At 43.7% G+C, this 13,764-nt stretch carries 9 protein-coding genes; all 9 read left to right on the top strand.

Going from position 1 to position 13,764, the window contains the following annotated elements:
* Positions 1-8: 8 nt before the first annotated feature.
* The 9 genes from WG905_RS16835 (at position 9) to WG905_RS16795 (ending at position 13,733) form a co-directional block, all read left to right on the top strand.
* On the top strand, positions 9-1,595 hold the full coding sequence (locus WG905_RS16835; protein ID WP_339592919.1) for a RagB/SusD family nutrient uptake outer membrane protein: 1,587 nt from the start codon (positions 9-11) through the stop codon (positions 1,593-1,595).
* Positions 1,596-1,615: 20 nt separating this feature from the next.
* On the top strand, positions 1,616-2,620 hold the full coding sequence (locus tag WG905_RS16830; protein WP_339592918.1) for a SusE domain-containing protein: 1,005 nt from the start codon (positions 1,616-1,618) through the stop codon (positions 2,618-2,620).
* Between the two features lie 86 nt (positions 2,621-2,706).
* Positions 2,707-4,557 carry a glycoside hydrolase family 13 protein gene (locus tag WG905_RS16825; RefSeq protein WP_339592917.1) on the top strand — a complete coding sequence of 617 codons (1,851 nt, stop codon included), beginning with the start codon at positions 2,707-2,709 and terminating at the stop codon, positions 4,555-4,557.
* A gap of 1 nt (position 4,558) precedes the next feature.
* Entirely contained in the window at positions 4,559-5,242 is a 684-nt protein-coding gene (gene pgmB, locus WG905_RS16820; RefSeq protein WP_339592916.1) for a beta-phosphoglucomutase, read from the top strand.
* A gap of 13 nt (positions 5,243-5,255) precedes the next feature.
* Positions 5,256-7,583 (top strand): glycoside hydrolase family 65 protein, encoded by a 2,328-nt coding sequence (locus tag WG905_RS16815; RefSeq protein ID WP_339592915.1) that lies wholly within the window; start codon positions 5,256-5,258, stop codon positions 7,581-7,583.
* Complete coding sequence (locus tag WG905_RS16810) at positions 7,564-9,360, top strand: alpha-amylase family protein (protein ID WP_339592914.1); 1,797 nt, start codon at positions 7,564-7,566, stop codon at positions 9,358-9,360. The genes WG905_RS16815 and WG905_RS16810 overlap by 20 nt, the downstream gene beginning before the upstream one ends.
* A gap of 54 nt (positions 9,361-9,414) precedes the next feature.
* Positions 9,415-10,764, top strand: coding sequence for an MFS transporter (locus WG905_RS16805; RefSeq protein ID WP_339592913.1), 1,350 nt, complete (start codon positions 9,415-9,417; stop codon positions 10,762-10,764).
* A 68-nt stretch (positions 10,765-10,832) separates the two neighbouring features.
* Positions 10,833-12,737, top strand: a complete 1,905-nt coding sequence (locus tag WG905_RS16800) for an alpha-amylase family glycosyl hydrolase (RefSeq protein ID WP_339592912.1) — start codon at positions 10,833-10,835, stop codon at positions 12,735-12,737.
* A 30-nt stretch (positions 12,738-12,767) separates the two neighbouring features.
* Entirely contained in the window at positions 12,768-13,733 is a 966-nt protein-coding gene (locus WG905_RS16795; RefSeq protein ID WP_339592911.1) for an acetyl-CoA carboxylase carboxyltransferase subunit alpha, read from the top strand.
* Positions 13,734-13,764: the final 31 nt, after the last annotated feature.

Below are 13,764 nucleotides of genomic sequence, written 5' to 3'. Positions count from 1 at the left end.
TGAAGAATATGAAACAATTACATAAGATATTAACCTTTTCCATCATTTTATTGGTGTCAGTTTCTTCTTGTAAAAAAGACGCGTTGAACTTAACTCCGGTTAATGATAAAACTTCAACAGATGTTTATGCTACACCAGCAGGATATAAAAACTCCCTGGTAAAATTATATGCCAGTTTTGGCTTAACAGGTTCCGGTGGTTCTGGTGCCAGTGATATCGGCGGATTAGATGCTGGTTTTGCAGATTTTTTACGCCTGTTCTGGATGTCCCAGGAATTAACGACAGATGAAGCCATCTGTTCATGGGGTGATGTGGGAATTCCTGAATTGAACACCTCCTTATGGTCAACAGACAATACTTTCTTAAGAGGTTTGTATTCAAGAGCCATGTACCAGATTACGGTGAGCAATGAGTTCCTTAGAGAGAGCACACCAGAAAAACTGGCCAGTCGTAATATCTCGGGTGCTGATGCGACCACTATCAATCAATACAGGGCTGAGGCTCGTTTCCTGCGTGCTTTTCAGTACTGGGTGTTGATGGATGGTTTTGGTAATCCTCCTTTTGTTACAGAAGATGATGCGATTGGTAAAGTAGCACCAAAACAAATCAGCCGTGCCGAATTATTCAATTACGTAGAGTCTGAGTTGAAAGCCATTGAAACGGAACTTCCGGATGCCCGCAGTAATGAATATGGCAGAGCCGACAAAGGTGCCGCATGGGCATTATTGGCAAGGTTATATTTAAACGCACAAGTATATGCAGGAACTCCTAAATATACAGAAGCCATTACTTATTCAAGTAAAGTGATCAACGCAGGCTATAGCCTGTCGACAACTTACAAAAACTTGTTCCTTACCGATAACCACATCACCAGTAAAAATGAGCTGATCTTAACGCTTAATTATGACGGCATGCGTGGTGAAAACTTTGGTGGTACGACTTACCTGATCAATGCTGCCGTAAATGCAGAAATGGTACCAGCTTCTTTTGGTATTCCAAACGGTGGTTGGGGCGGTAACAGAAGTTTGAGTAACCTGCCGCTTAGTTTTGCTGATCGCACTGGAAATACAGATAAACGCGCCATGTTCTTTGGAACAAAGGTAGCTACAGATGATCCGGGTGTGTTCTCTGATGGTTTAAGGGTTACTAAATTTAGAAATTTAAGTTCTACAGGTGTTGCTGCGCCTTCAAATGGCGGTTCAATGTCTTCACTGGATTTCCCTTTATTCCGTTTGGCTGAACAATACCTGATCTATGGTGAGGCTGTGGCCCGTGGTGGAAGTGGTGGTAACCAGGCAACGGCACTGACTTATTTTAATAACCTTCGTCAGCGTGCTTATGGCAATGCTACAGGTAATGTGACGTCACTTAACGTGAACTTGTTTTTAGAGGAGCGTGCCCGTGAGCTTTATTGGGAAGGTTTCAGACGTACAGATTTAGTGCGTTATGGCAAATTTACCGATGGATCTTATTTATGGCCGTTTAAAGGTGGTGTCAAAGCAGGTACTGCGCTTGCAGAAACACGCAACCTTTTCCCTATTCCAACAGCAGATTTAATTGCTAATACCAACCTTGTTCAAAATCCAGGTTATTAATCAATAATATTGAAATAGATATGAAATCATTCATCATAAAATCTGTAATGCTCGGCCTGATGACCTTGTCATTATGGTCCTGCAAAAAGGACGAAACCAAAGCGATTGCTGCCAATGGCACCGGAGGGGAGATCACTTCTTCAGTATCTGCTGTAACGATAAGTAAGGAAGGGCTAGCTGCGGATGTCATTTCCTTTAGCTGGAAAAACCCTTCTTATGGCTACCAGGCTGCTGTAACCAATACCCTGCAGCTTGCTGTAAAGGGCAGTAACTTTGCAACGCCAAAAGAATTTGTTTTGCCTGCCAATGTAACTACAAAAACATTTACTGGCAATGACTTCAATACGCTCCTCCTGGCTTTAAATCTTTCCTTTTCGGAAAGTACAGCTATAGAAGCAAGATTAAAATCAACGGTTTCAACCGCTGTTGCTGCTGTATTTAGTAGTGCACTTTCTTTAAATGCTAAACCTTATCCTTTAACTGCCTGGATATATGTTCCGGGAGCTTACCAGGGATGGGATCCGACAACTGCAGAAAGTTTAGTTTCTCCAACCGGCAATGGGATTTATAACGGTGTCGTTGGTTTTACTGCAGGTAATCTGATGTTTAAAATTACCCCTGAGAAGTCATGGGATGGCGCTTACGGCGATGCGGGTGCTGGTAAATTAAGTACCACTGGTGGCGATATTGCTGCCCCTGCTGCAGGTGCATATAACCTTACTGTAGACTTAAACGCCAATACCATTGAGTTTAAGAAAGTAGTTTGGGGACTGATCGGTGATGCAACTGCAGGCGGTTGGGACACAGATTCAGACATGACTTACGCAAAAGGGAAATGGTCAATTACCACTACGCTGAAAGCCGGTGAGCTTAAGTTTAGAAAAGACCATGCCTGGGATGTGAACATCGGCGTGAAAGATGGAGTGACCATGATCAATGGCGATAATATCAAAATTACAGCTCCTGGTTCTTATACCATCACCCTTGATACCATCAACCTGATCTATACTTTAGTTAAAAACTAATATTTTATATGAATAGCCCTGCAAAATTGATATCCATTTTTGCAGGGCTTTTTTTGGCCTGAATTCCCTGACATTAATACATAGATATGAGAAAGTTATTCGCAGTACTCACTTTGCTGCTATTCACAAGCATCGTACAAGCGCAACAATTGCAGCGTGTAGAACCCATGTTCTGGTGGGTAGGTATGCAAAATACCAAACTACAACTTTTGGTTTATGGTAATGATATTTCATCGCTTGAAGCACAGCTCAATTACCCTGGTGTAACACTGGAGAAGGTGCATAAAGTGGAAAATTCCAATTACCTGTTTCTTGACCTTGAGATTACTGCGGATGCCAAAGCGGGTAAATTTCCGATCACTTTTGCGCAGAAAGGCAAAAAGAAATTGCAATACCAGTACGAACTTAAAAACCGTGATCAGTCTGCCTCCAGGATTCAGGGCATCACCAACAAAGACCTGATTTACCTGTTAATGCCTGACCGCTTTGCCAACGGCGACCCAAAAAATGACGTAGTTAAAGGCATGGCGGAAACCAAACTTAACCGTGATTCGATGTATTACCGCCATGGTGGTGACATACAGGGGGTCATTAATCACCTGGATTACATCAAGGACCTGGGCGTAACCGCCATCTGGATGACCCCGGAAATTGAAAATGATATGCCTTTGGCTTCTTACCATGGTTATGCTGCTACAGATAATTATAAAATAGATCCACGTTATGGCACCAATGAATTATTTAAAACTTACGTAGACCAGGTACATGCCAAAGGAATGAAAGTAGTGAAAGATGTGGTGCATAACCATATTGGTACGGGTCATTACTTATTTAAAGATATGCCCATGAAAGACTGGGTAAATCAATGGCCTGCCTATACACAAACCAGCTACCGCGACCAGCCAGTGATGGATATCCATGCTGCTGCTGCTGATAAAAAGCGAATGCTGGATGGATGGTTCGTTCCCTCCATGCCTGATTTAAACCAGCGCAATCCTTTTGTACAAAACTACATCACCCAGAACCATATCTGGTGGGTTGAATATGCGGGCATCGACGGGTTAAGGTTAGATACTTATCCTTATAGTGATCCTGTTTATATGGCCGATTGGGCTAAAAAAATGCAGGCTGAATTCCCTACTTTGGGCATCTTCGGCGAAACTTTAGTGAACTCTGTGGCGAGCCAGGCTTTCTTTACTGGTGGCAATACCGTTAACGGTGGTTTTGAGACCAACTTGCCCGGTATAACTGACGCCGTTTTGAAAGACGCAATTTACGAAGCACTGAATGGCAAGTCGGGTTGGACCGACGGAATTTACAGGCTTTATGCCACCCTTGCCCAGGATTTCCTTTACAAGGATGCCAGCAAAAACGTTATTTTCATGGATAACCATGACATGAGCCGTTTTTATTCCATGGTGAATGAAGATATAAATAAATATAAAGCAGGCTTATCCTTGCTTTTAACCACCAGGGGCATTCCCCAGGTGTATTACGGTACTGAAATTCTAATGAAGAATTATTCCAATCCTGATGGATTGGTGCGGTCGGATTTTCCAGGCGGATGGAAAGCAGACAAGAGCAATAAATTTACGCCTGCTGGCCGTACAGCCGCAGAAAATGAAGCCTTCAACTACTTTAGGACATTAGCTAATTTTCGTAAAAATAGTGAAGCATTACAAACTGGTAAAATGACACAATATGTGCCACAGGATGGTTTATATGTGTATTTCAGATATAGCGAAAGCAACCCCTCAACACCAGTGATGGTGGTGATTAACACCGAAGACAAAGAAAACCAATTAAATACTTCCCGCTTTAGTGAGCGTATCGGCAAGGCCAATACAGCCAGCAATGTCATCACGGGAGAAACATTAAATGATATCAAAACCATCGTGGTCCCTGCAAAAGGAACATTGGTTTTAGCCATAAAATAAAATGCAAGAAGCTATACAACACCCAACAAATCATGCTGTAGCCTGCATCTTCGACCTCGACGGAGTGCTGGTAGATACGGCGGTTTATCATTTCCAAGCCTGGAAGAAGCTGGCAAATTCCATGGGTTTTGACTTTACGGCAGCACAGAACGAGCACCTGAAAGGGGTAAACCGGATGCGCTCCCTCGACATGATCCTGAACTGGGGTGGTGTGGAGAAATCTGCTGAAGAGAAGGAAGCCCTTGCCACTACAAAAAATGCCTGGTATGTGGACATGATCAGTAAAATGACTCCCGAAGAAGTTTTGCCAGGTACCCTGCAATTACTGGAAGACCTCCGCAGACAAGGTATCAAAATAGCCCTGGGTTCTGCCAGCAAAAACTCGGCGATGATTTTGGAAAGAACACAATTGACCGGGTTTTTTGATGCGATCGTTGATGGGAATGTGGTGTCGGCTTCTAAACCGGATCCTGAGGTGTTTACCAAAGCAGCTACTTTGCTGGATGTTCCGGTGGAGATATGTGTAGTTTTTGAAGATGCACAGGCAGGTGTGGCAGCAGCTATTGCCGGTAAAATGAAAGTGGTGGGCGTAGGTGCTGAAGAGAATTTGAAAGGTGCTGATTGTTATGTAGATGACCTTTCGCAAATAACAGTGCAGGAAATTAGAGCCCTTATTCAGGGATAAAGATTAGCAAAAGATGAAGAATTATATAAAAGCACAAGAGTGGAATATTATAGAGGAAGGTTTTGATCCTCATCTAAATAAGATATCTGAAAGTATTTTCAGCATTGGCAACGGCCGGATGGGTCAGCGTGCAAACTTCGAAGAACAGTATACCGGCGAAACCCTGAAAGGGAATTATGTAGCGGGTGTTTATTACCCGGATAAAACTCGTGTAGGCTGGTGGAAAAACGGCTATCCTGATTACTTTGCAAAAGTGCTGAACGCAGCCAACTGGATTGCACTCGATATTCGTGTCGATGGGGAAGTGCTTGATTTAAGCACATCGAAAGTTACCAATTTCAGGCGTTTGCTGAACATGAAAGAAGGTTGCCTGCAGCGTTCATTTACCGCAGAACTGAGCAGCGGTAAACAGCTGAAGGTTACAGCGACACGTTTTTGCAGCATCGCTGATGACGAAATCGCAGCCCTGCACTATCAAATTATCCCTTTGAATTTCGAAGGCACAATCAGCATCACTTCCACAATAGATGGTGATGTCGTGAACCAGGACTCCAATTATGACGAGAAGTTCTGGGATGAAGTGAGCAGGCAGACTGTAGGTCAGCATACCTATTTAACTTTAAGAACGAAAAAGACGGCCTTTGAGGTTTGTACAGCTACACAAACCAGCATTTTTGTGAATGGTGCTGCTCAAGAATTGCAGGCCGGTGCAGCTGATCAGCCTAAAAAGGTAAGTCTTTTGTCAGACGTTGCAGTTAAACAAAACGATATCCTAGATATCTATAAAATCGCGGCTAACATTTCTTCGATGAATTACGATAAAAGCGAACTGCAGGAAAAAAGCAGTGCTGCTTTAGGTCGTGCTTCAAAGAAAGGGTTTCAGCAATTATTGTCGGAACAAGCAGCGGCCTGGTTAACAAAGTGGGAAGGAAGTGACATCATCATTGAAGGCGATGTTGCTGCCCAGCAAGCTATCCGGTTCAACATCTTCCAGATGAACCAAACCTATACAGGTAAAGATGCTCGTTTAAATATCGGCCCCAAAGGTTTTACCGGCGAAAAATACGGTGGCTCTACTTATTGGGATACCGAAGCTTATTGTATTCCCTTTTATTTAGCTACTGCCTCTCAGGAAGTGGCTAAGAACCTGTTGGTCTACCGTTATAAGCACCTGCAAAAGGCGATAGAAAATGCAGAGAAGTTAGGCTTTAACAAGGGCGCGGCACTCTATCCGATGGTAACCATGAATGGTGAAGAATGCCATAATGAATGGGAAATCACTTTTGAAGAGATTCACCGTAATGGAGCTATTGCCTTTGCCATCTTCAACTACATCAGGTATACCGGCGATGAAAGCTACTTACAGGAATATGGTCTGGAGGTGCTTATTGGTATTGCCCGTTTCTGGAAACAACGCGTTAACTGGAGTATAGAAAAGAACAAGTTTGTGATCCTCGGTGTTACCGGTCCGAATGAGTACGAAAATAACATCAACAACAACTGGTATACCAATACCCTAGCCGCCTGGTGTTTGACTTATACGGTGGAGGCCGCTAAAATTGTCGAGGCCAAAGCACCTGAATTGTACCAGGCGCTTTTACAGAAAACCAATTTACAGCCAGCAGAAGAGTTCGGCGAATGGATCAATATTGCTGATAATATGTTCTATCCTTATGATGAGCAGTCGGCCGTGTTTTTGCAGCAGGATGGTTACCTGGATAAGGAACAAATTATGGTAGCCGACTTGCCGGAAACGGAAAGGCCGCTTAACCAGAAATGGAGCTGGGACAGGATCTTGCGCTCTTGCTTTATCAAACAGGCAGATGTGTTACAAGGCATGTATTTCTTTGAGGATAACTATGACTTGGAGATGCTGCGCAGGAACTTTGAGTTCTATGAATCAAGAACGGTGCACGAGAGTTCATTGTCGCCCTGTGTGCACAGCATCCTGGCTTCGCGCTTAAACGACGGAGAAAAAGCCTATGAATTTTACCTGCGTACGGCACGCCTCGACCTTGATGATTACAACAATGACACGGAAGATGGTTTGCATATCACTTCCATGGCAGGTACATGGATGAGTATAGTGGAAGGCTTTGCAGGAATGCGGGTAAGGAACAACCAGTTGAGGTTTAATCCTTTTCTGCCAGAACAATGGCAATCGTTTTCTTTCAACATCAATTTCCGGGGCGCAACCCTGAACATCAGCATCAGTACTTCGCAGATCAGCATTACCAATCATTCGGCAGAACCGATAGAAATATATATTCTTGACCAGGCTTATGTTTTCCATCCGGGAGAGCAGACCATAAATATTAAACATGAGGTTAAAACACCATAAATACCCGCTGTTGCTTGTTGTGGTGCTGTTTTGCAGCATGCAAACCACCATTGCACAAAAAAAGCGTAAAATTGCCAATCATAAAGCATTAACTATGGGCCATCAAAAATTGATTATCTACCAGCTGTTACCGCGTCTGTTTGGCAACAGCAATACCAACAATGTGGTCTACGGTACCATTGAACAAAATGGCAGTGGCAAGTTTAATGACATCAGTGAGAAAGCACTTGATGGCATCAGGGAAATGGGTACCACCCATGTTTGGTATACCGGCGTGATCGCTCACGCCAGTTTGACGGATTACAGTGCTTATGGCATTCAACCTGACGATGCAGATGTGGTTAAAGGCCGCGCAGGCTCACCTTATGCCATCAGGGACTACTATGATGTAGACCCTGATCTTGCTGTTCATGTGAACAAAAGGATGGCAGAGTTTGAAGCCCTGGTGAAAAGAACACATGCTAAAAAGATGAAAGTCATCATCGACTTTGTGCCTAATCATGTGGCCCGCCGTTACCAGGCTTATGCAAAACCGGCAAATGTCATTGATTTTGGTGCTGCAGATGATGTCAGCAAAGCATTTGCACCGGGTAATGATTTTTATTACGTACCAGGAAAGGCTTTGGTGGCACCAACGCATCCGGATACCATTACCACGGCGCTTTCGCCTTTACAGGATCATCATTTTAAAGAATTTCCAGCAAAAGCAACCGGGAACAATGTGTTTTCGGAATATCCTCATGCGAACGACTGGTATGAAACCATTAAGCTGAATTACGGGGTTGATTACCTTGACGGCGACAAGAAATACTTTTCGCCAATGCCGCCTGTATGGGGCAAAATGAAAGACATTTTAATGTACTGGGCTGATAAAGGGGTAGATGGATTCAGGTGTGACATGGCTGAAATGGTGCCTGTTGAATTCTGGAACTGGGTGATCCCGGAGATTAAGAAAGCACATCCTGAAATGCTGTTTATCGGGGAGGCTTATAACCCGCAGGCCTATGAAACCTATTTTAACGAGGGTAAATTCGATTACCTTTATGACAAGGTGGGTTTGTATGATGGTTTGAAAAGACTGATCAGGAACGAGGACCATGCCGATGTTTACGAAATTACCAAAGCATGGCAGGTAGAACGCCATGCATTTTCACATAAAATGCTGCGTTTCCTGGAAAACCATGATGAAGAGCGCATTGCATCTGCTGGCTTCGCCGGAAATGCCTTGTTGGCTTTACCAGCCATGGTGGTCTCTGCAACTTTATCCGGCGGACCGGTCATGCTCTATTTCGGTCAGGAAGTCGGTGAGCCTGCTATTGGTAAGGAAGGCTTTGGCGGCGATGACAACAGAAGCACTATTTTTGATTACTGGGGCGTCCCTGAACACCAGAAGTGGATGAACAAGGGGGCTTTCAACGGGGCTTTATTGTCGCATGAACAGGTTCAGTTAAGGGATTATTACAAAAAGCTCATGCAGATTACCGCCACTTCACCTGCGGTTCAGCGTGGAGAGATCTTCGAAATACCGCGCAGTGGCAATATGAACAACAGAATGTATGGTTATATCCGGTACACCGCCGAACAGCGGTTGCTGGTTGTGGTAAATTTTGATCGCCATCAAACCATGGAAGTGGAAATTGATATTCCGGAGCATATCTTAAATGGTAAGGATGTATCAAGAGCGCTCCCATTGCTGGGTGCTACAGACTTGAGTCATGACGCAAAAACAATTACCGTTAAGTTAGACCCTGTTGATGCCCAGATTATCGAATTTTAACCAGATCATTGAATTTTAAAAAGGTATCATTTCCATAAAAAACAAATTACGCTGATGACAAGTAATAAGGTTAAAGTATTAGTGCAAAAACCACGGTTGTCTACCGCTCAGGTCTTTAATTTGAGTGCAGGCTTTTTCGGTATTCAATTTGGCTTCGCCCTGCAAAATGGAAATGCCTCCAGGATCTTACAAACTTTTGGTGCTGATGTAGAACATCTCTCCCTGTTTTGGTTGGCAGCCCCCTTAACAGGGATGATTGTACAGCCTATCATTGGTTATTATAGTGATAAAACATGGAACCGCTTTGGCAGGAGAAGGCCTTTCTTCCTGATTGGGGCAATTCTTACGGCCATAGCGCTGATGATCATGCCTAATTCAGGCTCCTTGGCGGGTTATATGCCGCCGATCATCATTGGCGCAGGGATGCTGATGATCATGGATGCTTCCATCAATGTGGCCATGGAACCCTTCCGTGCCCTGGTGGCTGATAAATTGCCTGAAAGCCAGCGCAGTTTCGGCTTTTCCATGCAGACTTTCCTTATCGGTGCCGGTGCAATTGCCGGTTCCTGGTTACCTTACATTTTCTCGGAATATATTGGCGTTTCAAAAACGGCTGCGCAGGGGCAAATCCCTGATAACGTGATCTATTCTTTTTATGCCGGTGCGGCGATTTTAATCCTGACCATCCTTTGGACGGTAGTCACCACCAAGGAATATCCGCCTGAAGAAATGGAACTTTACCATGATGAGCCTAAAGAAGAAGATGCTGGTCTGTTCTCCATTTTTAAGGACTTTTCAAAAATGCCTTTAACGATGAAGCAACTGGGGCTTGTACAGTTTTTCTCCTGGTTTGCCTTGTTCTCCATGTGGGTGTTTTCGACGCCGGCTATTGCACAACATATTTATAAAGTAATGCCGGGTGATACTTCTTCCATTGCCTTTGCTGATGCAGGTAACTGGGTGGGCGTGTTGTTTGGTATTTACAATGGTGTTTCGGCCATCTATGCCTTAATGCTTCCCACCATTGCACGTTTAACGAGCAAGAAAATAGCGCATGCCTTTTCATTGGTTGCCGGTGGAGCCGGATTGCTTTCCATCTATTTCATCACTGATCCTGATTATCTAATTATATCCATGATTGGTATCGGACTGGCCTGGGGAAGTATCCTTTCCATGCCTTATGCCATCTTATCGAGCTCTATCCCAGCAAGAAAAATGGGGGTATATATGGGGATATTCAATTTCTTCATCACCATGCCGCAAATTGTGAATGGATTTTTCGGTGGAATGATCGTGAAGCAGTTTTATAATGGGGAGGCCATTTATGCCATCGTACTCGCCGGAATATTTATGATACTTGGTGCTGTTTCTGTCTTATACATCCAGGATAACACGGAAAGCTGAGGAGATAACTGATGATCAGCTGATGTTACTTTTTAATTTCTTAACCTACTTCTAACCAAAAATTACAAATGAAACGATTTCATATAGCGCTGCTAATTTTAGCGGCATTGGCCACTGCATGCCAAAAAAGCAGCCTGCCGCCCGGTGAAATTGTTTCGCCGGTTACAGGCCAACCTGCATCTGAATTGCCTGCTGGCGCCAAAGAAGGGGTTGTTTACCTTAATAACGGCAGTTCTGCCATCGTTACTTTGTATGCCCCCTCAAAATCAACTGTTGCTTTAATAGGTGATTTTAACGACTGGCAGTCAACTAAAAACCCCATGAAAAATACCGCTGATGGTAAAACATGGTGGGTACAGCTTGACAACCTCGACCCTGCAAAAGAATATGCCTACCAGTTCCTGGTGGATAATGATTTAAGAGTTGCTGATCCTTATACGGAGAAGGTCCTGGATCCGCAGAACGATAGCTTTATCAGTGCTACAGTTTATCCCGGTTTAAAAGCTTACCCAACGGGAAAAACAACTGGAATAGTGAGCGTAATGCAAGGGCTTAAACCAGCATATAGCTGGAAAAATACAGCTGGCTTTAAACGTCCTGATCAGAATAACCTGGTTATTTATGAACTCCTCATTCGCGACTTTACCGCAGGTCATGACTATGCCTCCACTTTGCAGAAGCTGGATTACCTGGTGGCATTGGGGATTAATGCCATAGAGCTGATGCCAGTGAATGAATTTGAAGGCAACCTGAGCTGGGGTTACAACCCTTCTTTTTATTTTGCGCCCGATAAATATTACGGTACTAAAACTGCCCTGCAGAATTTTATTGATGAGTGTCATGGCCGTGGTATCGCCGTCATCCTCGATATGGTATTGAACCATTCTTTTGGCCAGTCGCCGATGGTGCAACTGTATTTTGACAAAACAAGCAAAAAACCTAATGCCAATAGTCCATGGTACAATGCTGATGCTACCCATCCTTTTAATGTAGGTTATGATTTTAACCACGACAAGCCCGAAACGCAGGCCTTTGTTAAAAATGTCATCAAGTTCTGGATGGAAGAGTATAAAGTGGATGGTTTCCGTTTCGACCTCTCCAAGGGATTTACACAAAAGAAATCTACTGATGATGCCGTTTTTCGCGTCTATGATGCTGCCAGAGTTGCCCTCTGGAAAGAGTATAATAACTATATCAAGACCATTGACAACAAGGGGTTTTACGTGATCCTGGAGCATTTTGCTGATGTGCAGGAGGAGAAAGCCCTTGCGGCAGAAGGCATGATGCTTTGGAATAATATCAATTATGCCATGAATGAGGCGACCATGGGCTGGCTGGATAAATCAGATTTTAACTGGGGATTTTATACACGCCATGAATTAAGCAAGCCTGATCAGCTGGTCACTTATATGCAAAGCCACGATGAAGAGCGAACCATGTATAAAAATATCAGCTATGGCAATACCGCTGGCAACTATAATGTCAAAGAACTGGCTACGGGGTTGCAGCGGGAAAAACTCGCAGCGGCTTTTTTCATGATGATACCCGGTCCGAAAATGATGTGGCAGTTCCAGGAATTGGGCTATGATGTTTCCATTGATTTCAATGGGCGGACTGGCGATAAGCCCATCCGTTGGGAATATGCACAGGATGAACAACGTAAGGCTCTATATGAGGCTTATGCAAGGTTAATCAGACTTAAAAAACAAAATGCAGTCTTCAACTCCGCTGATGCTGTTTTTAGTTTGTCTGGGCCCGTAAAATTCATTAAATTAACGCATGCCAGCAATACGGTCTTCGTGATCGGTAATTATGATGTGGTGAGCCAAATGGCTACCATTGATATGGGTAGCGGAGGGACCTGGTTTGAAGCAGGGACTAACACCCCGGTAGATTTTGCGACTAGAACTTATTCAAAACTAATGTTGCCCGGTGAATATCATATCTTTAGTAAAACTGCTTTGATTAATTAAGGAAATTTTGTCTATTTTTACCGCCCACTTATGGAACAGATAAAAACGTCATTCGATTTTGAAAAACCTATTGCTGAATTGATTCAGCAAATTGAAAAGGTTAAACAGGTTGCTGATAAAACCAAAGTAGATATGTCTGCTACCTTAACAGAGCTGGAGGAAAGACTTGTGGAAACAAGGAACAGCACTTATACCAACCTTAGCGGATGGCAGGAGGTACAGTTGTCGAGACACCCTGAAAGACCGCAGACCCTGGATTATATCAGCATGATTTGTGATGATTTTATTGAGCTCCACGGTGATAGAACGGTTAAAGATGATAAAGCTATTATTGGCGGCTTTGCAACCATCAACGGGCAAACCGTGATGGTGATTGGTCATCAAAAAGGCAAAAATACCAAAGAACGCCAGTTCCGTAATTTCGGAATGGCAAATCCTGAAGGTTATAGGAAAGCACTTCGCTTAATGAAATTGGCGGAGAAATTCAATAAGCCTGTTATTTCTTTCATTGATACCATGGGTGCTTACCCTGGCCTTGAAGCTGAAGAACGTGGACAAGGAGAGGCTATCGCCCGGAATTTACTGGAGATGTCTGTTCTTCGTGTACCGATTGTATGTTTCGTGGTAGGTGAGGGTGCTTCTGGTGGTGCCTTGGGTATTGGTATCGGCGATAAAGTTTATATGCTGGAGCATACCTGGTATTCGGTGATCTCACCGGAATCTTGTTCTTCTATCTTATGGAGGAGCTGGGATTATAAAGAACGTGCTGCAGAATGCCTTAAATTGACTTCTACGGACATGTTTAATAACAAGCTGATTGATGGCATTGTGAAAGAACCGCTTGGTGGTGCTCACCAGGATCCATTGAAGATGGCTGAAACCTTAAAAGCACAAATTGTGAAAGATATGTATGAACTTGGCTTAAAAGACACTGACCAGATGATCACAGAGCGAATAGATAAATTCTGTGCAATGGGGGTAGTAACCGAAGATTAAAAATCATATAAAGAAAAAAGCCTGTCTCATT

Origin of the sequence: Pedobacter immunditicola (assembly GCF_037482985.1) — a bacterium.
Classification (GTDB): Bacteria; Bacteroidota; Bacteroidia; order Sphingobacteriales; family Sphingobacteriaceae; genus Pedobacter; species Pedobacter immunditicola.
Note: the sequence above shows the minus strand (reverse complement) of the source record. Positions and strands in the feature narration are given on the sequence as shown.